The sequence below is a fragment of the Mesorhizobium sp. ESP7-2 genome, from assembly GCF_020164715.1.
GTDB lineage: Bacteria > Pseudomonadota > Alphaproteobacteria > Rhizobiales > Rhizobiaceae > Mesorhizobium.
In genome coordinates this window covers 68605-90460 of the sequence record NZ_JAIUGQ010000011.1, presented here as the reverse complement: position 1 = coordinate 90460, position 21856 = coordinate 68605, and the positions used below count along the sequence as shown (strand labels likewise).

Below are 21856 nucleotides of genomic sequence, written 5' to 3'. Positions count from 1 at the left end.
GCGCCTGCCCACCTCACATGGCGATGTCGTTGACCGGCAGCAAGGGCTTGGGAAGGTCGCTCTCGCCGAGCCCGGCGCGCATCTCGATCTCGATGTCGCGGCAGATCTGCGAGATCGGCACATCGTTGGCGTTGCCCTCGAAGGGGTTGGCGCTGCTCTCGCCGACCTGGTCGAGGGACATGTAGGCCCAGCCCAGCAACGTGCTGAACGGGATCGTCAGCCAGATGGCGATGGAGCCGAGCATGCCGTCCAGTTTGCCCATGCCGGCGAACACCGGAACCACGCCGAACGGCAGAAGCGTGCAGAAGATCATCACGAACATGGAACTGACGATGGCGTATTGCCGGGGATAGGGATTGTTCTTGATGCGGTCGCAGCGCGCCTGCTGGTCGTGGAAGTCGCGGATCAGCTTCGTCAGTTCGACATAGACCTGCGGCGGGACCTTGGCGTCCTTGAGCAGCCCGTTGACCTGGACCGACTGCAATTCGAGCAAGGCTATCGCCGGACGAGGCGATTTCAGGACAGCCGCGGTCTGGTCACCCAGCAGCGGGCGCAAGTCGTCGGCGATCGAGCCCTTGTCCTCCTGGATGTGGTAACGCCGCCGGTATTCGATATTGGCGGCCTTCCCCATCGATTCCCACGGCATCGGCCGCCGCAGCGCGTATCGCAGCGCCGTCATCCAGGCGATGTGGCGGTAGATGAGCTGCCGAGCCGTCGGCGCATCGAGGAAGTCCCGGCAGAAATTGGACCACATCCGGCTGCTGGCCGTGATCTGCGTGAAAGCCTGCAGCGCCTCACCGCTGCGGGTGAACACCTGCGAATTCTTGAAGCCTGCGACCAGCGACACCGTGGTGCCGAGCACCAGCACCACCGACCATGGCACGGAGAACCCGGCAATGCCTGGCAGGCGGTAGGCCGCCACGGCCAGCCCGCTCACCACCACCATGTAGAGGACGCTGCGCCGCGACCAGAGCGCGAAATCGACCACCTTGTAGGAACGGCCTACATACATTGAATGCCCTCGAAAACGTGGATAGCGGACAAATCGAGCTATCCTGCCGTGACGCCTGGCGCAATTCCAGGACACGCTCCGCCGCTCTAGCATGCCGCATGTCCGGGATGAATGGCCGTTCTTGGTAGAGAGCCGCACAAGGCCGGCGCATGTGGTCGCGCGCCGTCCGGGTCCTCGGGCTCCGGCCCGGTGGCCTTGAGCGGACCGTCCTTGGCGATCTCGATCGCCGACTGCGGGCCGGGATCGACCGCGGCGATCGACGACAGCCCTTCCAGCCGGCATTCGCGAGGGCGCCTCGCCGCTCACTGGCCCCAGCAATTGCTAATTGACAGGTCGAAGGAAACGGCGCTCACTCGCTCGCGAAGGTGGATCGCTGCGAAAGGCGGGATCTCGACCGTCGGCGTCACCTCGGGAGGATGCCATGCCGACAGTCATTGCCCACCACAACATCACCAAAGATGCCAAGCACTGGCTCAATTCACCCAAGCGGGCGGAGCTTTTCGGTGCGCTCGGGGTAACCAACATCCGCACATTCATCGATCCCCAGAACCCGACCCGGGTGGCGGTGATGATGGACGTTCCCGATATGGCTAAGTTGGCGGGAATGATGCAGAGCAAGGCTGCCGCCGATGCGATGGCCCATGACGGCGTGGTGCCGGAATCCCTCGTGGTCCTGGTCGAAGCGAGGAAATAATCGCTTCGCTACAGCGTCGAGAGGAAGTCTTGGCGTCGTTGCGGTTCGGCTTGACCTTCAAGCACGCGGACACGACACCGTGACCGCGGCGGCGCGGACCGCCGCACGCCGCGACCGTTCACAGTCCAGGCGGCCTGACAAAGCCGTCGGTGAGCCTGGCCAGTGCCCGAGCAATGGCAAGCAGTCTCAGGTCCGCGTGGCGGCGGCCGACGAGCTGGACGCCGATCGGCAGGCCCTCAGGGTCGAGGCCGATCGGGATGACTGCGACCGGATGGCCGGTCAGGTTGAAGCGGCAAGCGTGGCTCAGCGCGGCCCAGTACGGCGTTTCGACGCCGTCGACCGGGATCGGCACGCCCGTCTCTTGGTGGAGGAAGGCCGTGCACATCGTCACCGGGCAGACGAGCACGTCCCAGTCGTCGAAGAAGCGCTCCCAGGCGAAGATGAATTCATCGCGCTGGTTGAGCGCCTCGATATAGGCCGCCAGCGACGGCGAAGCGTCGCGCGGCAGCTGGAAGACCTGCGAGTACCAGGTGATCAGGTCCGAGAACAGCGCCCGCTCGGCAGCGAAATCATGCGACGGCAAGGCCTGCCCCACGCGCGCGCCGCCGGCCTCGATGACGGCGGCGAAGCCGGCGATCGCATCGGCGATGTCGAGCGCGACCGGCACCCGGGGAAAAGTCGGCGCCCAGGCGACCCTCAGCCGGTCCAGCGGCGGCTCCGGCGCTTCTTCCAGCGCGACCGGCGGAACCTCCGTATCGAGGCCGTCGGCGCCGGCGATGATGCGGTGAGCGAGGATGAGATCGTCGACATCGCGGGCCATCGGCCCGATGCCTAACAGCAGGCGGAAGCTGCGCGGCATGTCGGGCGGATCGCCATAGCTGCCGGTGATCGGCACCGTCGCCTCCGTCGGCTTGAAGCCATAGATGCCGCAGAAATGAGCCGGTATCCGGATCGAACCGCCGGCGTCGCTGCCGATCTCCAGCGGCACCAACCCGACGGCGACCGCGGCCGCGGCGCCGCCGCTGGAGCCGCCCGGCGTGCGTGCGACATCCCAGGGATTGAGTGTGCGGCCGAAGATCGGGTTCCAGGTCTGCAGGTCGCGGAGCCTGGGCGGAACATTGGTCTTGCCGATGATGATGGCGCCGGCCTTGCGCAACCTGGCGGCAATGGTGCTGTCCGTTGTCGGAATGTGATCGGCCCAGGCCGTCAGGCCGACCGTGGTGCGCATGCCCGCGGTGGCGTGGCCGTCCTTCAGGGTAATCGGCACGCCATGCAGCGGGCCGACGGCATCGCCGCGCGCGATCGCCATATCGGCGGCCTTCGCCCCGGCGCGGGCCGCCGCCTCGTCGAGAGTGACGATGGCGTTGATGAGCGGATTGACCAGGGCGATACGGGCCAGCTGCGCCTCCATGGCCTCGCCGGCGCTGATCCGCCGTTCGCGGATCGCCGCCGCCAGACGGGTGGCGGTCATGAAGGTGGAGTCGTTGGCGAGGGCGTCGTTCATGTCCTTATCCTCACTGAGGAGGGAACTGGGGAATAGGGAGCGCGGATCGACCACATTCCCTATTTCCCTTTTCCCCCATTCCCCTATTCCCCTATTCCCTTACTCCCCGGCCATCTCCTTCTTGAACGTGTCGAAATCGACCTGCATGCCATTGAAGATGGTGCTCCAGTGGCGCGTCAATGCCGACATGGCGACCGCCTCCTGGATCTCCTGGTCGGTGGCGCCGGCCTTCCTGGCGGCCTGCGTGTCCGACCAGATGCAGTAGCTGCACGGGATTTGCGCGGCGACCGCCAGTGAGATCAGCGACTTCACCTTCGGCGACAGCGCTGTGTTATCGCTGAACTCGATGGCCTTGACCTCGGCCCAGGCGCCGGGCAGGCCGGCCTTCGGGAACTGCTTCACAAAGCTCGGCACGCCGCCCATGGTCGACTGGATGTCCTTGAGGGTGGCGTCGTAATCGTCGGCATGGGCGGGAGCCAGGGCCGGAATGGCGAGGACCGAGCCGAGAACCATGGCGCGGGCGAGAGTGTTGCGAATACGGCTGACGGCAGACATGATATTCCTCCTTTGCTGTGGGTTGGCGCGCCGGAAGCCGGCCGCGTGACCCAGAAAGGATGAAGCGGCCAACCGGAAAGTTCGCCGCTGCCGGATTTTCACGAAGACGTTATTCCCCCGAGTGGGCCGGCCGTGCGGAATTGTAGATGCGCATGCCGCGCACCTGGTGCTCGCCATGGAACAGAACGAAGGCAAAGCCCGGCGGGCAGTGGAACGGATCTTCCGGCGGATTGAGGAAATTGCCTTCGAGCACGGTGACATTGCCGCTGGCCAGCGCCCGCACCGGCTCGGCGCGCACGCCATCGCCGGTGTCCCCGTCGACGATCTCGGCAAACAGATGACGCCCGAGGCGCCGCGGCCCCCCCGCCAAGCCGATTTCGAGGTCGTCGGCGTAGTGGGCCAGGAAGCGGTCCCTGCCACCGCGATAGAGCGAGCGGAATTCCGCGACATAGAAAGCAAGACGCTCTGCCACCAGCTTCTGGTGATCCTTGTCGGACAGGCCGGCCGATGCCAGCAAGAGCTCCGAAAGCCTGACTTTGGCGTCGGACAGCCGGCTGCGCACCGTGCCGACCGGCACGCCCAGGATGGCTGCAATCTCCTCATAGCTCGGCGAGCTGCCGAAATAGCGCAACATGACGGTGGCGCGTTGCATCTCCGGCAGCCGGCCAAGCGCTGCCCACACCCAGTCCCGCAGGTCGCGGCTTTCGATCCGGCTTTCGATGCGCTCCTCGTCCGCGAGCTCGCGGAAAACACGGTCGGTTTCGGCCGGCTTGGCGCAGGGCCGGCGCCGGCGCAGCGCCATCAGGCAGTGGTTCCTGAGGATGGAATGCAGCCAGCCGCCGACCGCGGCGGGATCGCGTAGGCCATCCAGCCGTGTGAGCGCGGTGACGAAAGTTTCGTGGACCGCGTCCTCGGCATCGCTGGTGTAGCCTAGCATCGACAAGGCGATGGCATAGAGCTGCGGCCGGTAGCGTTCGAACAGCAGGCCGAGACTGGGCGCCTCGCCACCGCGTGCCGCCATCACCAGCTCCGCGTCGGGCTTGCTACCGTCACGGTGAAAATTGGGCTGCCCCATGTCTGCATTCCCTGCCGCGATCATATCACAAATGGACAGGATGCGCTGAGGGGTCGGAAAGTTCGGCGGGGAAAGCTGGCGCGTCGGACCCCTCGCCAGGAAGCGTGATCGAATTATGCCGGGCCGGAGTTCAGATGCTGGATGCCGCTGCTTGCGGCCAGCCCATGGCTAGAGCGAATCCGGCGTGCAAGCCCGATTGCGCAGCGCCGATGCCGATCGTCCGAACTGTTCTCATTCCGGCCGCTTCCCGGCCCCAAACCGCAACCCGTCCATCAACAGCTTCACCAGCCGGCGCGAGCGGTCGCGCCATTCAGGCGTGTCGGGCGCCGAGTAGATGCCGCCGAGCGCATGCAACACGTCGGAGGCATCGACGTCGCCGCGGATCGTGCCGTCGGCCACCGCCGCCTCGACCAGTTGCCGCAAGGCCTGCGACACGCGTCCCGACGTGTCGGAAAACAGCGTCGAATTGGTGGTGAACAGGATGCGCAGGCTGGTCGCCAGGCCGCGCTTGGTGGCGATATAGTCGACGAAGCGGTGCATCCACTCTTCCAGAGCGACATCGGAGGGATGTTTTGCCGCAAGCTCGCCGCCGGCGGCGCACAGCGCCTCCGCCTCGCGGCGGTAGACCACCTCGACCAGATGCTCGCGCGTCGGGAAATGCCGGTAGAGCGTGCCGATGCCGACGCCGGCGCGCCGCGCGATCTCCTCCAGCGAGGCGTCGATGCCGCGTTCGGCAAACATGATGGCCGCCACCTCGACCAGCTTGTCGCGGTTGCGCCGCGCGTCGGCGCGCAACGGCTTGTCTGCGGCGGCGGGGTTTTGTTCGACAGTCGTGACAGGCTCAAAAGCCAATTTTTTTCTCCACCAGGGATATGGGGGCTTGAACCATGCGTGGCCAGCCCCCACGTAAATAAACGGAGGCACCTCCGCTTTTAGTGGAGAACCTTTATCATATAATCAGGGAGCCCGGTATGTCACGTCTTTCGAAGCCGCAAGCTGTCACCTTCCCCGCCCGCGGCGGATTGGCTGTCGCCTGACCTTGTCCTTCCCTCCCAAAGCGCCAGATCATCCCCCTCAGCGTCAAGCAACTGGAGCCAGACGCCCATGACCACCCTTCCCCTCTCGCTTACCGTCAACGGACACCACCATGAACTCGAGGTCGACACCCGCGTCACCTTGCTCGACCTGCTGCGCGAGCGGCTTGAGCTCACCGGCACCAAGAAGGGCTGCGACCGCGGCCAGTGCGGCGCCTGCACGGTCCTGGTCGACGGCAAACGCATAAACTCCTGCCTAGCGCTGGCGGTCAGCCATGACGGCGCCGAGGTGCTGACCATCGAAGGTGTCGCTCACGGTGAAGAACTGCATCCGGTGCAGGCCGCCTTCATCGCCCATGACGGCTTCCAGTGCGGCTTCTGCACGCCCGGCCAGATCATGAGCACGCTCGGCCTGATCGCCGAAGGACAGGCTGGCGCCGATCCCGAGCGCATCCGCGAGGGGCTGAGCGGCAACATATGCCGCTGCGCGGCGTATGGCGGCATCGTGGAGGCCGTTCTGGAGGCCCAGCAACAACTTGCCAGAACCGACCGGAGGACCGCGGCATGAGAGACTTCGATTTCGTCAGGCCGGCCACCATCTCCGAAGCCATAGCGGCGGCGGCCGGACCGGGCTCGGCCTATCTCGCCGGCGGCACCAATCTGCTCGATCTGATGAAGGGCGGCATTACCAGCCCCGAACGGATCGTCGACATTACCCGCCTGCCGGAACTCAATCGCATCGAAACGCTCGATGATGGCGGCTTGCGCATCGGCGCGCTGGTCCGCAATGCCGATCTCGCACACGATCCGGCCTTCGCCAAGGCCTATCCTGCGGTGGCCGAAGCGCTGCTTTCGGGCGCCTCGGCGCAGCTTCGCAATGCCGCCACCGTCGGCGGCAATCTGCTGCAGCGCACGCGGTGCAGTTACTTCTACGACACCGCCAGCGCCTGCAACAGGCGCGAACCCGGTTCCGGCTGCTCGGCACTGGGCGGCGAGAACCGCCTGCACGCCATCCTGGGTTGGAGCGATGCCTGCATCGCCACCCATCCCTCCGATTTCTGCGTGCCGCTGGTGGCGCTGGATGCCGTGGTCGAGATCGAGGGCAAGCAAGGCCGGCGCCATGTGACACTGGAGGAATTCCACCGGCTTCCTGGCGACACCCCGCAGCGCGAGACTGTGCTGGAGCCGGGCGAGTTGATCGTTGCAGTGCGCCTGCCGGCGGAAGCAGCCTCCTTCGCCGCTCACGCCCGGTATCTGAAAGTGCGCGAATGCACCTCCTATGCCTTCGCCGTCGTTTCGGCGGCCGCGGCACTTGTCGTCGATGGCGGCAAGATCCGCGGCGCAAGGTTGGCGCTGGGCGGTGTCGCGGCCAAGCCATGGCGCGCGCGCTCGGCGGAAGCCGCTCTGCTGGGCGCCGATGCCGACGAGGCGAGCTTCGTTCGCGCCGCGGACGCCGCGTTGGCCGACGCCAGCCCCTCCGGCGACAATGCCTTCAAGATCGAGCTTGCCCGCCGCATCGTCGTCAGGGCGCTGATATCAGCAAAGGCCGGAACGCCCGAGCGGATGCCGGCCCTTCCTGCCTCACCCTTTTCCTCCATTCCCGGAGTGCGCCATGACGCTTGAACTCAGCCTCAACCAGCAACCCGCCCATACGCGGCAGGGCTCCAGCATCGGCCAGCCGCTGACCCGCCGCGACGGATTCTTGAAAGTCACCGGCACGGCGCGCTACGCCGCCGACAACCACCCGCCCGGCATGCTCTATGCGGTGCTCGCCGTCTCGAACATCGCGCGCGGCCGGGTCGTGTCGCTGGATATCGAGGCGGCCAAGGCGCATCCGGGCGTGGTCGAGGTTATGACGCCACTGAACCGGCCGGCGCTCGCCGTCGATCCGGATGCCAAGGACCATCCCTTCATGTTCCGGCTCGACCTGCTGCAGAACGATGCGGTTCGCTACGCCAACCAGAGTATTGCCGTGGTGATCGCGGAGACCCTGGAAGCGGCGACCGAAGGCGCGGCGCTGCTTTCGCCGCGCTATGAAGCGGAGCCGGCGCGCGTCGGTCTCGACGGCGCCAAAAGCTTCGTGCCCCGCGGTGTTGGCGTCGGCAACCCGGCGGTGCAGCGGAAGGGCGATGTCGAAGCCGGCCTCGAATCGGCAAGGACGCGGATCGAGGCGACTTACGAGACGCCGGCCCAGTACCACAACGCCATGGAGCCCCACGCAATCGTCGCCGCCTGGGATGGCGACCGGCTGTCGATCGACACGCCGAGCCAGGGCCTTGCGATGGCGCAGGGCCGCATCGCCGGCCTGTTCGGCATCGCACCGCAAAACGTTCATATCCGCAGCCCGTTCCTGGGTGGCGGTTTCGGCTCCAAGGGCATGATTTCCGGTCCGCAAGTGCTGGGCATACTGGCGGCGAAGCTCGTCGGCCGCCCGGTCAAGCTGGTGCTGCGGCGAGAGCAGATGTACGGCCCGGTCGGCCATCGCGCCCCGACGCGCCAGACATTGCGCATGGGCATGGATGGCGAAGGGCGACTGACCGCGATCTCCCATCACGCCAGGACCACATCGAGCACGTTCGACGATTTCTTCGAACCGGCGGCCGACGCCTCGCACACGCTCTATGCCAGTCCGGCCATCGCCACCTCGCACGATGCCGTGCGGCTGGACACCGGCACGCCGCTGTTCATGCGCGCGCCGGGCGAGGCCACCGGCTCGATCGCGCTGGAAAGCGCCATCGATGAGGCGGCGTATGCCTGCGGCATGGACCCGCTGGAATTCCGGCTCAGGAATTATGCCGAAGTCGAGCCCATGACCGGCAAGCCGTTCTCCTCCAAGGCGCTGCGCGAATGCTACGAACAGGCGGCCGAGGCGTTTGGCTGGGCGAGCCGCCCGCTGCAGCCGCGGCGGATGCGCGACGCGGATGGTTTCCTCACCGGCTGGGGCATGGGCACGGCGACGTTCCCGGCCCTCATGTTCCAGGCCGAGGCCCGAGCCGTGCTGAGGGCCGACGGCAGCGGCTTGATGGAGACCGGCGCTCAGGACATGGGCCAAGGCGCCTGGACCGCCTTTGCCCAGATTGCAGCCGACGGGCTCGGGCTCGACATCGACCAGGTCGATTTCAGGGCCGGCAGTTCCGACCTGCCCAATGCGGGCATCGCCGGCGGGTCGGGTCACACGGCGACGGCCGGCATGGCCATCCACAATGCGGGTGCGGCGGTCATCGCCAGGCTTGCCGATCTTGCCACCGGTAACGAAGCCTCGCCGCTGTTCGGCGCCGGCAATGAAGGTGTCCTGGCGCGCGGCGGACGCCTCTACCGGCGCGACGACGAAAGCCGCAGCGAAAGCTATAGCGAGATCCTTGCCCGCGCGGGCCTTGCCGAGATCGAAGGCCATGGCAAGGGTGCACCGGATCCGGCGTCGCAGGAGGCCTACGCCAAGCACGCGCATGGTGCCGTCTTTGCCGAGGTCAAGGTCGACCCGGATTTGGGCCAGATCCGCGTCACCCGGCTGGTCGGCGCATTCGCTGCCGGACGGGTCATCAATCCGCGGCTGGTGCGCAGTCAGTATTATGGCGGGATGATCTGGGGCGTTTCCTTCGCGCTGCATGAGGAAGCCGTCACCGACCGGCGCTCCGGCCGGATCCAGAATGCCAACCTCGCCGAATACCATGTCCCGGTGAATGCCGACGTGCCGTCGGTCGAGGCGCTGCTGGTTCACGAGGACGACCCTCACGTGAACGCCCTCGGCATCAAGGGCGTCGGTGAAATCGGCATCACCGGCACGGCCGGCGCCGTCGCCAATGCGGTGTGGCATGCGACCGGCGTGCGCCCGCGGCGCTTTCCGATCCGGATCGAGGACCTGCTGGGGTGAGGAGCGGTCCGTCCGAAGCAACGGTTGGACCCTCCCTACCCCTAACTCCAATCCAGCCCCCAAGCGTCAAGCAACTGGAGCCAGACGCCCATGACCAGCAAGACCACAATTCCCGTCCATCTCGATATCAACGGCCAGCATCACACGCTGGAACTCGAACCGCGTGTCACGCTGCTCGACGCCCTGCGTGACCGGCTCGGCCTGACCGGCACCAAGAAGGGTTGCGACCATGGCCAATGCGGTGCCTGCACCGTCCATGTCGACGGCGAGCGCATGCTGGCCTGCCTGACACTGGCCGCGCAAGCCGAGGGCCGCACCATCACCACCATAGAGGGGCTTGCACGGGAGGGCGAACTGCATCCCATGCAGGCTGCCTTCCTCGAACAGGACGCCTTCCAGTGCGGCTATTGCACGCCAGGCCAGATCATGTCGGCGGTCGCCTGCATCCGCGAGGGCCATGCCGGATCGGACGAAGAGATCCGCGAATACATGGCCGGCAATCTCTGCCGCTGCGGCGCCTACCCGCACATTGTCGCCGCCGTGCGCCAGGCAGCGCTGGAGGCCGCGTCATGAGGGACTTTTCCTATCTTCGCGCCACCTCGGCCGACGCCGCCCGCCAGGCGGCCGCTCTCCCCGGCGCCATGCTGCTTGCCGGCGGCACCACGTTGATCGACCTCGCCAAATGCGGCGTCGCCAACCCCGACACGCTGGTCGACATCACCCATCTCGAGGGGCTGGACCGGATCGAGATCGACGAGCGCGGCGCCATCATCGGCGCGCTCGCCAGGATGGGCCATGTCGCCGACCACGCGGACATCAAGAACCGCTTTCCCGCCATCTCGGAGGCGCTTTGGCAAGCAGCCTCGGCGCAGATCCGCAACATGGCAACCATTGGCGGCAATCTCATGCAGCGCACGCGTTGCCCCTATTTCCGCGATCCGTCGAATTTTGCCGCCTGCAACAAGCGTGTATCAGGCAGCGGCTGTTCGGCGATCGGCGGCGTCACCAGGGGCCATGCCGTGCTCGGCACCAGCGAAGCCTGCATCGCCATGTATCCCGGCGACCTCGCCACCGCGCTCGTCGCCTTCGACGCAATAGTCCATCTCAGCGAACGGCGCATCCTGGTCGACGACTTTTTCCTGTCGCCTGGCACGACGCCGGACAAGGAACACGCGATCGAGCCGGGCGAGATGATCACCGCCATCGAAATCCCCTCCTCCGCCGCCGCCCGCCGTTCGACCTACCTCAAGATCCGCGACCGGCAATCCTATGAGTTCGCCGCGGCCAGCGCCGCCGTCGGGCTCGAACTGGAATCCGACGGACGCACCATCCGCGACCTGCGCGTGGCGCTCGGTGGCGTCGCCACCAAACCGTGGCGGGCGCGCGCCGTCGAAGACGCGCTGAAAGACAAGGTGCTGGAGCCGGAAGCTGTTCGCGCCGCAAGCCTGCTCGCCGTCGAAGGCGCCGTCGACCATGGCGCCAACCACTACAAGATCGAGCTCGCGCCGCGCGTCGTCGCACGGGCTATTCTCAAGATGGGAGAAACGGCATGACCGTTCACAGCATCAGAGTTGGTGAACCGAAACGGGGCGACGCCTCCGACGGCGGCGCCGAAGCCGTCGGCGGCCGGCTGTCGCGCGTCGACGGCCCAGCCAAGATCACGGGTGCGGCCAAATACGCCGTCGAGCAGCAGCTCGAAGGCCTCGCCTACGCCGTGCTGGTCGAAAGCACGATTGCATCCGGCAAGGTGCGCGCCATGGACAGCGAGGCGGCCGAGGCAGCACCGGGCGTACTCAAGGTGCTGACACCGGACACGACCATCAGCCTGAAAACCGCCTCGGACTGGTTCGGCACCCCGCCGCCCGACAAACCCTACTGCCCGCTGGCGCGCGACGTCACCTTCTCGGGCCAGCATGTCGCCGCCGTCGTCGCCGAGACCTTCGAGCAGGCCGTGGCCGCCGCAGCGATGGTCAAGGTCAGCTATGACGAGACGCCGGCAATCGTCGACCTCAGCGATGGCAAGGCCGGCGACGGCATTCCGATCGACGCCATGACCAAGGAATGGGGCGACGCGCAGGCCGCCTTCGCCTCCGCCCCGGTGCGCATCTGTGCCGCCTACAACACGCCGCGCGAATACCAGGCGCCGATGGAACCGCATGGCCTTATCGCCCGCTGGGAGGGCGACCACCTCACCGTGTGGGAGCCGAGCCAGTGGCTGGACGGCATGGCGCGCACCTATGCCGAATGGTTCGGCGTGCCGTTCGAGAATGTGCGGCTGGTGTCGCCCTATATCGGCGGCGGCTTCGGTTCCAAGGCGTTGGCGCTCAGCCATGGGGCGATTGCCGCAAGTGCCGCGAAAATGCTCGGCCGGCCGGTGCGGCTGGTGATGACGCGGCCGCAGACCTTCACCGGTTATGGCGGCCGCGCCGCGACCCGCCAGACGGTGACAATCGGCGCCGACCATGACGGCATGATCCAGTCGATCGTGCATCGCGGCGTCAACGAAACCTCGATCGACGGCATATGGGTCGAGCCGCTGGGCTCGGTCACCTCGATCATGTACGCGACGCCGAATTTCTCCTCGAAACAGAATGTCGTGCGGGTGAACTCGGTGGTACCGGGCGCCATGCGCGCGCCGGGCGAAAACCCGTCGGCCTTCGGCACCGAAAGCGCCATCGACGAGCTCGCCTACGAGGTCGGCATCGATCCGCTGGAAATCCGGCTGCGCAACTATGCCGAACAGGATCCGCATGCGAAAAAAGCCTGGTCGACCAGGCAGTTGCGTGAAGCTTTTGCAGTGGGTGCCGATCGCTTCGGCTGGGCCAGGCGCACGCCTGAGCCACGCTCGATGCGCGACGGCAACCATCTGGTCGGCTGGGGCGTGGCCGCCGGCACCTATCCGGTGCGGCGCGCCTATGGCAAGGCGATCGTGCGGATCCTGGCCGACGGCTCGGTCGAGGTCGAGAGCTCCTCGATCGACATGGGCCAGGGCACCTACACCATCCTGGCGCAGACCGCCGCCGAGACGGTCGGCGTGAGCGCCGACGACGTCGTGGTGAAGCTCGGCGACTCCCGCTTTCCCCGTGCCGGCGTCGCCGGCGGCTCACGGCTGGCCGGCGTGATGACGGGCGCTGTCCACAAGGCGGCGACCTCGGCACTCGACCATCTGATCGGTCTGGCGATCAGCGATCCGCGCTCGCCCTTCCACGCGCTGCAGGCCAACACTTTGGTCGTCGCCAATGGCCGCATCACCGCACCACGCGGCGAAGGCCCCGATGTCTCGATCGCCGAACTGCTCAAAAGCGTCGGCCGCGACCGCATCGAGGCGACCGGCGACACCATGCCGGCAAATTCGAGCGCCGAGGATCGCTACAAGAACTACACCACCATCGCCATGGCTCTGCCGCACACCGAGGGCGACTATTCCCGCCATTCCTGGTGCGCGCATTTCGTCGAGGTGCGTGTCGACGAGGATTTCGGCACGGTGCGCGTGTCGCGCGTGGTGTCGGCGCTGGATTCGGGCCGGCTCTACAATCCGAAGCTGGCCGAAAGCCAATGGAAGGGCGGCATCATCATGGGTATCGGCCAGGCGCTGCTCGAGGAAGGCATCGTCGACCGCCGCCACGGCCGCATCGTCAACAACAACCTCGCCGACTATCTCGTCCCCACCAATGCCGACATCCCCGACATCGAGGTGATTTCGGTCGGCATCCCCGACCTGCACTCCTCGGTGCTTGGCGGCAAAGGCGTCGGTGAACTGGCGATCGTCGGCATGGCGCCGGCCATTGCCAACGCTGTATTCCACGCAACGGGCAAGCGAATCAGGGATCTGCCGATCACGTTGGAGAAGCTGATCTGAGGGTGGAACTGCCAATCTCCCCCCAAAGTGGGTCCCAAGTGGGGAGATGGCCGGCAGGCCAGAGGGGGGCGCTGTCCCGCCGGCATGTCAGCAGTTTGCGAGCACAAGTTTATGCAGCTCCTCAGCGCTCTCAGATTGACCGAAAGGCCGCGATCCTTCGCGCCCCCTCTGCCCTGCCGGGCATCTCCCGCACGAGGGGGGAGATCGGCTGCTTCACCACTCCAGACCGAACACCAGCTTGCCGAAATGCAGGCCGCCGGCGGCCATGTGGGTGTAGGCTTCGGTCGCTTGATCGGGTGAAAACATCTTGTCGACCACCGGCTCGATCCGGGCCGCGCCGATGGCACGGGCGGCGTCGAAGAGATCGGACACGGATCCGGTGTTGTTGCCGACCACCTTCAGCGCCTTGATAATGATCGGCAGCAGATTGACCGTGGCCTCGGCGCCAGTGACGAAGCCGATGGTGAACAGCGTGCCGCCGGGCGCGGTGGCGTTGACGGCGCGGGCGAAGGTTGCGGTTCCGCCGGTCTCGACGATGAGGTCGGCGCCGAGACCGCCGGTCAGCTCCAGCACCTTGCCGTCCCAGTCGGGCGTCGCGCGGTAGTTGATGAGATGATCGGCGCCGAGTGCCTTCGCCCGCTCCAGCTTTTCGTCCGACGACGAGGTGATGATGACCGTGGCGCCGGCGGCCTTCGCGAGTTGCAGGGTGAAGATCGAGACGCCACCCGTGCCAAGCAGCACGACGACCGAGCCTGGCCCGACATTGGCGGCGCGGATGGCGTTCCAGGCGGTGGTGCCGGCGATCGGCAGCGTCGAGGCCGCCTCGAAGGAAAGATGCGCCGGGACCGGCACCAGCGAATTGGCCGGCAGCGCCACATATTCGGCCAGCGATCCCGGCAGCGAGATGCCGCGCATCTGCGTCATCTCGTAAGGCCGCGGCGGCCCACCGATCCAGCGCGGCTTGGCATGCGCGACGACGCGGTCGCCGATGGCGAATCTGGTAACGCCCTCGCCCAGCGCTACGATCTCGCCGGCGGCGTCGGCGACGGGGATGAGCGGAAAGCTCGGTCCGGGATAATTGCCGCTCGCCACCGCCACATCGACGAAATTGAGGCTCGCCGCGCGCTGACGGATCAGCACCTCCCCACGCTGCGGTTCGGGGGTTGCAACGGTGACGGCGCGGAAGGCGTCCAGCCTGGGCTGGCTGAGTTCGATGGCTTTCATGGTTTCACTCCGACGATTTGATGGATTGAGTGAACCTATTTGCTGCGCTATCTCTGGATAATCCTTGTTTTTTGCAATTGAGAACTGTGAATGATGCAGCAATCTCACGAACCCGCGGCCCTTGCCGAGATGGCCGCCTTCGCCGCTATCGCGGAGGCGCGCTCCTTTACCCGCGCGGCGGCGCGTGTCGGGCGCGATGCGACCATCCTGTCGCGGCGCCTGCAATCGCTGGAAGCGCGGCTGGGGGTGAGATTGCTCTCGCGCACGACGCGCAGCGTGTCGCTGACCGAAGCAGGCGCCGAATTCCTGGTACGCGTGCGCGCCATCCTCGCTGCCGTCGACGAGGCCGAGGCCGTCGCGTCCGCGCATGCCGGGGGCGGCCCGCGCGGCGTGCTCAGGCTGGCCCTGCCCGGCACGTTCGGGCGCATGTGGATCGGGCCGCTGCTGCCTCAATTCCTTGCCGAATTTCCCGATGTGCGCATCGAGGCCGAATTCTCCAACCGCTTCACCGATCTGGTCGCCGAGAATTTCGATGTCGCCGTGCGGCTGGGCAGCCTGGAGGATTCGCGCCTGGTGGCACGCAAGGTGGCGACGCGACGCCGGCTGCTCTGCGCCGCTCCCTCCTATCTTGCCCGCAGGGGCAGGCCGGAGACACCGCAGGCACTGCTCGACCATTCCTGCCTGGGCTTCTCGGGCTTCCAGACCTTTCCGGCCTGGGAGATGACCGACCGCGAGGGCCGGCGCGCGCGCGTTGAGGTTTCCGGGCCATTGGTCAGCGACGACGCCGAGGTGCTGGTCGACGCCGCCGTGCAAGGCGTCGGCCTGATGATGAGCACCGACTGGCTGGTCGGCCGCGAGCTTGCCGATGGACGGCTGGTGCCCGTGCTGGAGGAGTGGACGCTGGCGGACGAAGGCGCGGTCTATGTCGTCACGCCCTCGGCCAAGGGAAAGGCCGCCAAGACCCGCGCCTTCGCCGACTGGATCGGCAAGCGCTTCGCGCCGGAGCCGCCCTGGCGGCGGTAAAGCCTCTGACCCGCTGGCGGTAGAGACCACGCGCTCCGCCCTCAGGGTCCATGAGCCGCCAGCGGCGTGCCGATGTCCGACACGAGTTTGACGAGGTCGGCTTGGCGTCTCGTGCCGGTTTTGGCGAAAATTCGATTGAGGTGGGTCTTCAAGGTGTTTTCACCAATGCCGAGCGACGACGCGCTCTTGGAGGCTGACAATCCGCCGCCGATCCGCAGCAGCACCCGCGCCTCCGCGGGTGTAAGGTCGAACAGCGTGATCAGAACGGCTTCCGGGAGGGGAGAAGCCGATGTCGTCGTCGATATGAACACAGCCGCGCATGCCGGCCGGAAAACCGCGCGCGCCGTTCCTTCATTCAGCGGCAACACATAGGCAACGGCGGGCGGCTGGCCCTGGGCCGAAACCGGCAGCCCTATGCCGCGCGCGCCAAGCGAAGCATCCGGCCACAACACCGACAACGGCGCCAAGGCAGATCTCAGCGTCAGGTTCTGACAGTGAGAAAAGATCAGGCGGACCCAGCAAGGACGCAAATATCTGGCGGGACAGCGCCGTTCCTGCCGGGCGACCGCCCAGGGATGGACAAAAGAGACCTCGCGGCCCTGCGGACCGCGAGGTTCAGCGATGCTAAAAGGCTTGGTAGCCGCTCTAACCTATCTGGCCTTGCCAAGGCACGGATCGAACACCGGGATCAATGCCAACAGCACCGCGGCTTCCTGGATCAATCCGGCCAATGCATGGTCGGCGAGCACGCAATCAGGACACAGCTGTCGCACCCTTTTCATCACATAATTAGTGGAAATTACTGAGCGGCGACGATAGCCCCGCAATGTAAGGAGAATGGCTGTCTGAAGCTCCATTGCCCCATGATGTACCGATTTTGACTGCTCGGACAGGCTATCCTGTTTATTCCGGTATTCTGAACTCAAATGAAGGGTCGACATCCGCCATCCTCTCCAAAATATCGCAGCGGACGCCCTGTTACCCGAAGAAACCACTCTCGACTTTGATCTAGGACAAAGACTTATGGTTTATTTCTCACTTATTTTGAGTGTGCCTTGCAGTGCGTAAGAACGCCTTCTTGACGGAAACTGTTCCACATTTTTCCTGGACTTGTTGTTGTAGCGTTGAGCCAGACCAGGCCGAGCCGAGGGTGGACGATATCGAGAGCCCGGAAGCGAGCGTATTTGACGTCCGTGGGACCGGAAGCGCAGGAACCTGCAGGCTGGCTGAACTCACCCAGTTGGGAGGCGGAAAGGGGGTTGCTTACTTCCCCTGCCCCTTCAGGAATTGACCGAGCAGGTCCACCGGCAGCGGGAACACCACGGTGGAGGAGCGCTCGCCGGCGATGTCGTGCAAGGCCTCGAAATAGCGCAGTTGCATGGCCTGCGGCTCGGCCGCCAGCATGCGGCCTGCCTCGACCAGTTTCGCCGCCGCCTGCTGCTCGCCTTCGGCATTGATCACCTTGGCGCGCCGCAGCCGCTCGGCCTCGGCCTGCTTGGCGATGGCGCGGACCATGTTCTCGTTGAGGTCGACATGCTTGATCTCGACATTGGACACCTTGATGCCCCACGCATCGGTGCGCTGGTCGAGGATTTCCTGGATGTCGCTGTTGAGCCTGTCGCGCTCGGCCAGCATCTCGTCGAGTTCGTGCTTGCCGAGCACCGATCGCAGCGTGGTCTGCGCCAGCTGGTTGGTGGCGGCCATGTAGTCCTCGACCTGGATGACCGCCCGTTCGGCGTCGACGATGCGGAAATATAGCACGGCATTGACCTTCACCGAGACGTTGTCGCGCGAAATCACGTCCTGCGGCGGCACGTCCTGCACCACCACGCGCAGGTCGACCTTCACCATCTGCTGGACGAAGGGAACGAGGATGATGAGCCCGGGCCCCTTGACCCCGGTGAAGCGGCCGAGCGTGAAGACCACGCCGCGCTGATATTCCCGGAGGATGCGGATGGCCGCGGACAGGAATATGACCACAATTAGCGCTAGTACCAGATAGGCCACATAGCCGATGTTCATTGCCTTGCTCCATTCCTTCCCGCGTCGCGCCGCCGCACGGTCAGCACGAGGTCGCTGATGTCCGTCACCTCGACGCTGTCGCCGGCCGCGACGGGTTCATCGGCCTTCGCTCGCCAGCGCTCGCCCAGGGCCAGCACATGGCCCTCGCCGCCCTGCCAGTCGAGGATCTCGGCCGGCTGGCCGCGCATCGCTTCGCCGCCGACGCGCGGCGGGTTCCGGCGCGCCGCCCAGAGATAGGTACCGCTCAGCAGCGCCAATCCAAGCGTCAGCGCGGCGGCCGGACCGATGACGGCCCATGACATGGCAAAGCCCGGCCCCTCGACCCGCAGCAGCATGGCGGCACCGAACAGAAACGCGGCCACGCCGCCAAGCCCGAGCACGACGGTGGGATTGAAGGCCTCGATGATAAGGAAAACGATGCCGAGCAGCATTAGGGCAAGGCCGGTATAGTTGATCGGCAGGAGATCGAGCGCATAAAGGCCGAGCACGAGACAGGTGGTGCCGATGACGCCGGGCGCGACCGCGCCCGGGCTGGTGAACTCGAAGACGATGCCATAGACGCCGACCAGCATCAGGATGACGGCGGTGTTCGGATCGGTGATGACGGAAAGCAGCTGGATGAACCAGCCCGGCTCCAGCGTCTCGACCGGCAGCCCCTTCGTCGCCAGCACCACTTTCTTGCCGGCCACATCGACGGTGCGCCCATCGGCCAGTTGCAGGAGCTCGGTGGTGTCGCGGGCGACGAAATCGATCACATGTTCCTGCAATGCCGCATTGGCCGACAGGCTCGCCGCTTCGCGCACGGCCTTCTCGCCCCAGTCGCCATTGCGATTGCGCAGTTCGGCGAGCGAGCGGATCAGGGCGACCGCGTCATTGGTCACCTTGGTCATCATCGCGTCGCCCGCCGGCCGTCCGGTGGTATCCTTCTGGTTGTCCTTCTGGTCGCCCGGAAGCGCCGGCAGCCCGCCCATCTCCACCGGTGTCGCAGCACCCAGATTGGTGCCGGGCGCCATGGCCGCGACATGGGTGGCATAGAGGATGTAGGTGCCGGCACTCGCCGCATGGCCACCGGCCGGCGCGACATAGCCGATGACGGGCACCGGCGAAGCCAGGATATCGGAGATCATCTGGCGCATCGAGGTGACCAGCCCGCCGGGCGTGTCGAGTTGAAGGATGAGGACCGCGGCGTCCCGCTTGGCGGCGACGCCAAGCGCTTCCTCGAGCTGCCTTGCGCTTGCCGGCCCGATGGCGCCATCGATCGCCACGCTCAGCGCAACCTTCTCGCTCCCGGCCGAAGGGAAGAGAGAAACGACAGCCGCGGCGACGAAGGCCGCGGCGAAAAGGGCCACCCGCGCGAAGGTCACGCTCAAACTCCTACCCAAGATATGGGTTCGATCTCATCGAAATCCATGAGCAGGCCTCCCGTTCGCAAGCGGGTGGCCAGATCGGCACGGGCGGACCGGCAAAAGGATGCCGGCACCGGAGCGCCAGCCCAAATTTCGCGTACCTTGGGCGCCCATTCCAGATCTGCGGGAGGAGCCCGTCACTCGCGCGCCGAGCCCCCACCCTTGGTCCGTCCCAGATCACGCGTGCGCGTGCGGGTGACGGAAGTCCCAGACGGCCCAGCCGGATACGGCAACTACCAGCACGCCGAGAACGACGTCGGTGGCCATCGCATGTGTGTTCGCCATGAAACCGAGTAGCCAGGGCGAAACGATCAGCCAGAGCCCGAGAACGACACTCACCCATTCTTCCCACTCGGCGAATGCGGTAAGCGCTGCCAGAGCCATGACACCCAGCACGACGCCAACAACCCAGGCGTTCCATGCAGGTGCGGTCTCAGCAGCGAAGCCGATTACCCAAGGTGAGATGAACAGGCAGATGGCAAGGACCAGATTGAGCCAGTCCTGGCCCTTCTTTCCTTCCATGAGCATATTAGCCATGACAACCTCCATAGATGAAGCTTGACCAAAGCAATTCGCGTGCGACGCACGCTTACCCATTGATGTAATTATGCTTCACGTGGCCTTCAAGAGCTGCTCGGCGGCAGGCTCGGCCGGGCGTAGCTAGGGTTCCCTGCACCCTTTGCGGTCGCCTCGCTCCCGAACGGGATCAGTGCGCGGCATTCCCAGTGCAGGGATTGCAGCCGAGGTTTTGCCCCGGGGCGCGAATCCCAGGGTTGTCGTTGCCGACAATCGTGAGAAATTCGAAGCGCGGCACCTTCTCCGCTGGTGCTTGACAGTGCCGGGCAACGGCGTAGCGTATGCCTACTGGTCTGGCGCGCCGATCGTTCGCGGGGTTGGACTGTCTGCCGCTCGAAAATGCAAGGAAAAGCGGCGCCACCTGGCCAAGAAAGCGGCGATATTCCGGCCCGCCTCGCACTCGGGAGGAGCCAATGGCAACCAGTTGGCAGTTGTCCGGAAATTATTTCGAAAATTGTAACTGCGACGTCGTCTGTCCCTGCCTGATGTCACCCAAAGCGCAACTGACGTCAAAGCCGACGCAGGGCGTCTGCGACGTTGCCCTGGCCTTTCACATCGACACCGGCAATTTCGGTGATGCGCGGTTGGACGGCCTCAACGTCGCGATGGTCGCGCGCACGCCCGGTCCGATGGCGGAGGGCAACTGGACGGCCGCTGCCTATATCGACGAACGGGCCGATGACACGCAAATGGAGGCGCTGGGCGCGATCTTCACCGGCGCCGCTGGTGGCCCGATGGCTATGCTCGCGCCGATGATCGGCACGAACCTGGGAGCCAAAAAGGCGCCGATCAGGTACCAGATCGATGGCAAGAAGCGGTCGGTGGAGATCCCGGGGGTCATGCATGTTGCGGTCGAACCGCTGCCGACGATGCGCGAGGACGGAGAGATGTGGGCGGCCACCGGCCATCCCATCAACCCCGACAAGCTGTTCATGGCGATGGGCGTGCAGGACAGCACGTTCAGCGACCACGGCATGCGCTGGGACAATTCCCGCCGCAACGGGCACTACGCTTCGATCAACTGGTCGGGCCAACAATAGGTCCGGCCGCCAGAGCGGGACGCTCCATTCGGTCAATGGGTCCCGCTCCGTCTCTTTGTTTCAGGGGTGTTTCTGCAATGCCGGCGGACTGAGTTCGGCTGCGAAATGCTCGATCGGAACGGACTTGGGCCATGCTCGATGCTGGGACCCCGCCACTGGCGCTGCAGCGAAACATCATCGCTGCGCTGCTGATCGCCGTTGCCGCCGCGGCCTGGGCCATGCTCATCCGGTGGCAGATCGGCATGGACATGCCGATGGCCATGAACACGCCCACGATGGGCATGAATGCGCTACTGTTCCTCGTCGTCTGGATCATCATGATGGTCGCCATGATGTTCCCGACGGCCGCCCCCATGATCCTGACGTTTCACCAGGTCCAGGCCGGGCGGCGGGGGCCCGGCGCAACCTTTGTCTCGACCTGGGTATTCGTGGGGGGGTATATGCTGGTCTGGGGCCTGTCGGGCGTACTCGCTTTTGCCGGCGCGGCGGGCGCGGAGAATATTGCCGGGCGAGAGGGAATGTCCACAGCGACGGCCGCTCGCATCGGCGGCGCGCTGCTGATGGTTGCGGGTGCCTACCAGCTCTCGCCGCTGAAGGATTTGTGCCTGGCCAAATGCCGTACTCCAATGAGCTTCATCCTGACCTCATGGCGCGACGGGCACTGGGGCGCGGTGCGCATGGGCTTGGAGCATGGGCTCCTTTGCCTGGGCTGCTGCTGGCTCCTGTTTCTCACTCTCTTCCCGCTCGGGATCATGAACATCGCGGTCATGGCCGTGGTCACGCTGCTGGTCTTTGCGGAAAAGACCTTCCCGATGGGAGAGAGGGTAGCAAGGCTGGCGGGCGCCGCCTTGCTGCTCTACGGCGCGGCGGTGCTGGTCGTTCCACGGTTACTGCCGACTTTTCCGGCAGCCGAAGCCATGGCTGGAATGTGATGGCTTGATCGCATTCGACGGCGCCCTCT

21 protein-coding genes are annotated in these 21856 nt (G+C 65.7%); 10 read left to right on the top strand and 11 right to left on the bottom strand.

The genetic code is table 11. The features are described 5' to 3' along the window. Window positions 1-13 precede the first annotated feature (13 nt). Complete coding sequence (locus tag LB543_RS13415; protein WP_224614425.1) at window positions 14-1012, bottom strand: bestrophin family protein; 999 nt, start codon at window positions 1010-1012, stop codon at window positions 14-16. Window positions 1013-1433: 421 nt separating this feature from the next. Between LB543_RS13415 and LB543_RS13410 the strand changes: the two genes are divergently transcribed. Continuing rightward, on the top strand, window positions 1434-1706 hold the full coding sequence (locus tag LB543_RS13410; protein WP_140762182.1) for a hypothetical protein: 273 nt from the start codon (window positions 1434-1436) through the stop codon (window positions 1704-1706). A 118-nt stretch (window positions 1707-1824) separates the two neighbouring features. Here the strand turns inward: LB543_RS13410 and LB543_RS13405 are convergent, their stop codons facing one another. The 4 genes from LB543_RS13405 to LB543_RS13390 all read right to left on the bottom strand — a co-directional run bounded on the left by LB543_RS13405 (window position 1825) and on the right by LB543_RS13390 (window position 5692). Further along, the gene (locus LB543_RS13405; protein WP_224614424.1) at window positions 1825-3210 is read right to left on the bottom strand and encodes an amidase; all 1386 of its coding nucleotides are present in this window, start codon (window positions 3208-3210) and stop codon (window positions 1825-1827) included. Window positions 3211-3309: 99 nt separating this feature from the next. After that, a complete protein-coding gene (locus tag LB543_RS13400) occupies window positions 3310-3765 on the bottom strand; it encodes a carboxymuconolactone decarboxylase family protein (protein ID WP_224614423.1) in 456 nt (151 codons plus the stop codon). Window positions 3766-3874: 109 nt separating this feature from the next. Further along, window positions 3875-4840, bottom strand: a complete 966-nt coding sequence (locus tag LB543_RS13395; RefSeq protein ID WP_224614422.1) for an RNA polymerase sigma factor — start codon at window positions 4838-4840, stop codon at window positions 3875-3877. 231 nt (window positions 4841-5071) lie between these two features. Further along, on the bottom strand, window positions 5072-5692 hold the full coding sequence (locus LB543_RS13390; protein WP_224614421.1) for a TetR/AcrR family transcriptional regulator: 621 nt from the start codon (window positions 5690-5692) through the stop codon (window positions 5072-5074). Between the two features lie 252 nt (window positions 5693-5944). On the opposite strand from LB543_RS13390, the gene LB543_RS13385 reads away from it, so the two are divergent. The 6 genes from LB543_RS13385 to LB543_RS13360 all read left to right on the top strand — a co-directional run bounded on the left by LB543_RS13385 (window position 5945) and on the right by LB543_RS13360 (window position 13604). After that, on the top strand, window positions 5945-6442 hold the full coding sequence (locus LB543_RS13385) for a (2Fe-2S)-binding protein (protein ID WP_140762169.1): 498 nt from the start codon (window positions 5945-5947) through the stop codon (window positions 6440-6442). Then, a complete protein-coding gene (locus tag LB543_RS13380) occupies window positions 6439-7497 on the top strand; it encodes an FAD binding domain-containing protein (RefSeq protein WP_224614420.1) in 1059 nt (352 codons plus the stop codon). The genes LB543_RS13385 and LB543_RS13380 overlap by 4 nt, the downstream gene beginning before the upstream one ends. Continuing rightward, window positions 7487-9745: a xanthine dehydrogenase family protein molybdopterin-binding subunit gene (locus tag LB543_RS13375; protein WP_224614419.1), complete on the top strand. Its 2259-nt coding sequence runs from the start codon at window positions 7487-7489 to the stop codon at window positions 9743-9745. Before LB543_RS13380 ends, LB543_RS13375 begins: the two co-directional genes overlap by 11 nt. Before the next feature lie 90 nt (window positions 9746-9835). Beyond that, the gene (locus LB543_RS13370; RefSeq protein WP_224614418.1) at window positions 9836-10318 is read left to right on the top strand and encodes a (2Fe-2S)-binding protein; all 483 of its coding nucleotides are present in this window, start codon (window positions 9836-9838) and stop codon (window positions 10316-10318) included. Then, a complete protein-coding gene (locus LB543_RS13365) occupies window positions 10315-11298 on the top strand; it encodes an FAD binding domain-containing protein (RefSeq protein ID WP_224614417.1) in 984 nt (327 codons plus the stop codon). Before LB543_RS13370 ends, LB543_RS13365 begins: the two co-directional genes overlap by 4 nt. Then, the gene (locus LB543_RS13360) at window positions 11295-13604 is read left to right on the top strand and encodes a xanthine dehydrogenase family protein molybdopterin-binding subunit (protein WP_224614416.1); all 2310 of its coding nucleotides are present in this window, start codon (window positions 11295-11297) and stop codon (window positions 13602-13604) included. Before LB543_RS13365 ends, LB543_RS13360 begins: the two co-directional genes overlap by 4 nt. 213 nt (window positions 13605-13817) lie before the next feature. On the opposite strand, the gene LB543_RS13355 is transcribed toward LB543_RS13360, so the two are convergent. After that, window positions 13818-14828, bottom strand: a complete 1011-nt coding sequence (locus LB543_RS13355; protein WP_224614415.1) for a zinc-dependent alcohol dehydrogenase family protein — start codon at window positions 14826-14828, stop codon at window positions 13818-13820. A 93-nt stretch (window positions 14829-14921) separates the two neighbouring features. On the opposite strand from LB543_RS13355, the gene LB543_RS13350 reads away from it, so the two are divergent. After that, window positions 14922-15851, top strand: coding sequence for a LysR family transcriptional regulator (locus LB543_RS13350; RefSeq protein WP_224614490.1), 930 nt, complete (start codon window positions 14922-14924; stop codon window positions 15849-15851). Between the two features lie 41 nt (window positions 15852-15892). On the opposite strand, the gene LB543_RS13345 is transcribed toward LB543_RS13350, so the two are convergent. The 5 genes from LB543_RS13345 to LB543_RS13325 all read right to left on the bottom strand — a co-directional run bounded on the left by LB543_RS13345 (window position 15893) and on the right by LB543_RS13325 (window position 19816). Further along, entirely contained in the window at window positions 15893-16318 is a 426-nt protein-coding gene (locus LB543_RS13345) for a helix-turn-helix transcriptional regulator (RefSeq protein WP_224614414.1), read from the bottom strand. Window positions 16319-16501: 183 nt separating this feature from the next. Beyond that, on the bottom strand, window positions 16502-16792 hold the full coding sequence (locus LB543_RS13340; protein WP_224614413.1) for a hypothetical protein: 291 nt from the start codon (window positions 16790-16792) through the stop codon (window positions 16502-16504). A 322-nt stretch (window positions 16793-17114) separates the two neighbouring features. Further along, window positions 17115-17873 carry a slipin family protein gene (locus LB543_RS13335; RefSeq protein WP_140762146.1) on the bottom strand — a complete coding sequence of 253 codons (759 nt, stop codon included), beginning with the start codon at window positions 17871-17873 and terminating at the stop codon, window positions 17115-17117. Continuing rightward, the gene (locus tag LB543_RS13330; RefSeq protein WP_224614412.1) at window positions 17870-19237 is read right to left on the bottom strand and encodes an NfeD family protein; all 1368 of its coding nucleotides are present in this window, start codon (window positions 19235-19237) and stop codon (window positions 17870-17872) included. The genes LB543_RS13335 and LB543_RS13330 overlap by 4 nt, the downstream gene beginning before the upstream one ends. A gap of 219 nt (window positions 19238-19456) precedes the next feature. Then, the gene (locus LB543_RS13325) at window positions 19457-19816 is read right to left on the bottom strand and encodes an SPW repeat protein (protein ID WP_140762141.1); all 360 of its coding nucleotides are present in this window, start codon (window positions 19814-19816) and stop codon (window positions 19457-19459) included. Window positions 19817-20268: 452 nt separating this feature from the next. On the opposite strand from LB543_RS13325, the gene LB543_RS13320 reads away from it, so the two are divergent. Next, window positions 20269-20895, top strand: a complete 627-nt coding sequence (locus LB543_RS13320) for a DUF1326 domain-containing protein (protein ID WP_140762138.1) — start codon at window positions 20269-20271, stop codon at window positions 20893-20895. Window positions 20896-21026: 131 nt separating this feature from the next. After that, window positions 21027-21827, top strand: a complete 801-nt coding sequence (locus LB543_RS13315) for a DUF2182 domain-containing protein (RefSeq protein WP_224614411.1) — start codon at window positions 21027-21029, stop codon at window positions 21825-21827. Window positions 21828-21856: the final 29 nt, after the last annotated feature.

What these genes read in the sequence shown, in the direction of transcription:
- LB543_RS13415 (WP_224614425.1), bottom strand. Translation starts at nt 1,012, where the DNA reads ATGTATGTAGGCCGTTCCTACAAGGTGGTCGATTTCGCGCTCTGGTCG.
- LB543_RS13410 (WP_140762182.1), top strand. Translation starts at nt 1,434, where the DNA reads ATGCCGACAGTCATTGCCCACCACAACATCACCAAAGATGCCAAGCAC.
- LB543_RS13405 (WP_224614424.1), bottom strand. Translation starts at nt 3,210, where the DNA reads ATGAACGACGCCCTCGCCAACGACTCCACCTTCATGACCGCCACCCGT.
- LB543_RS13400 (WP_224614423.1), bottom strand. Translation starts at nt 3,765, where the DNA reads ATGTCTGCCGTCAGCCGTATTCGCAACACTCTCGCCCGCGCCATGGTT.
- LB543_RS13395 (WP_224614422.1), bottom strand. Translation starts at nt 4,840, where the DNA reads ATGGGGCAGCCCAATTTTCACCGTGACGGTAGCAAGCCCGACGCGGAG.
- LB543_RS13385 (WP_140762169.1), top strand. Translation starts at nt 5,945, where the DNA reads ATGACCACCCTTCCCCTCTCGCTTACCGTCAACGGACACCACCATGAA.
- LB543_RS13380 (WP_224614420.1), top strand. Translation starts at nt 6,439, where the DNA reads ATGAGAGACTTCGATTTCGTCAGGCCGGCCACCATCTCCGAAGCCATA.
- LB543_RS13375 (WP_224614419.1), top strand. Translation starts at nt 7,487, where the DNA reads ATGACGCTTGAACTCAGCCTCAACCAGCAACCCGCCCATACGCGGCAG.
- LB543_RS13370 (WP_224614418.1), top strand. Translation starts at nt 9,836, where the DNA reads ATGACCAGCAAGACCACAATTCCCGTCCATCTCGATATCAACGGCCAG.
- LB543_RS13365 (WP_224614417.1), top strand. Translation starts at nt 10,315, where the DNA reads ATGAGGGACTTTTCCTATCTTCGCGCCACCTCGGCCGACGCCGCCCGC.
- LB543_RS13360 (WP_224614416.1), top strand. Translation starts at nt 11,295, where the DNA reads ATGACCGTTCACAGCATCAGAGTTGGTGAACCGAAACGGGGCGACGCC.
- LB543_RS13355 (WP_224614415.1), bottom strand. Translation starts at nt 14,828, where the DNA reads ATGAAAGCCATCGAACTCAGCCAGCCCAGGCTGGACGCCTTCCGCGCC.
- LB543_RS13350 (WP_224614490.1), top strand. Translation starts at nt 14,922, where the DNA reads ATGCAGCAATCTCACGAACCCGCGGCCCTTGCCGAGATGGCCGCCTTC.
- LB543_RS13340 (WP_224614413.1), bottom strand. Translation starts at nt 16,792, where the DNA reads ATGTCGACCCTTCATTTGAGTTCAGAATACCGGAATAAACAGGATAGC.
- LB543_RS13335 (WP_140762146.1), bottom strand. Translation starts at nt 17,873, where the DNA reads ATGAACATCGGCTATGTGGCCTATCTGGTACTAGCGCTAATTGTGGTC.
- LB543_RS13325 (WP_140762141.1), bottom strand. Translation starts at nt 19,816, where the DNA reads ATGGCTAATATGCTCATGGAAGGAAAGAAGGGCCAGGACTGGCTCAAT.
- LB543_RS13320 (WP_140762138.1), top strand. Translation starts at nt 20,269, where the DNA reads ATGGCAACCAGTTGGCAGTTGTCCGGAAATTATTTCGAAAATTGTAAC.
- LB543_RS13315 (WP_224614411.1), top strand. Translation starts at nt 21,027, where the DNA reads ATGCTCGATGCTGGGACCCCGCCACTGGCGCTGCAGCGAAACATCATC.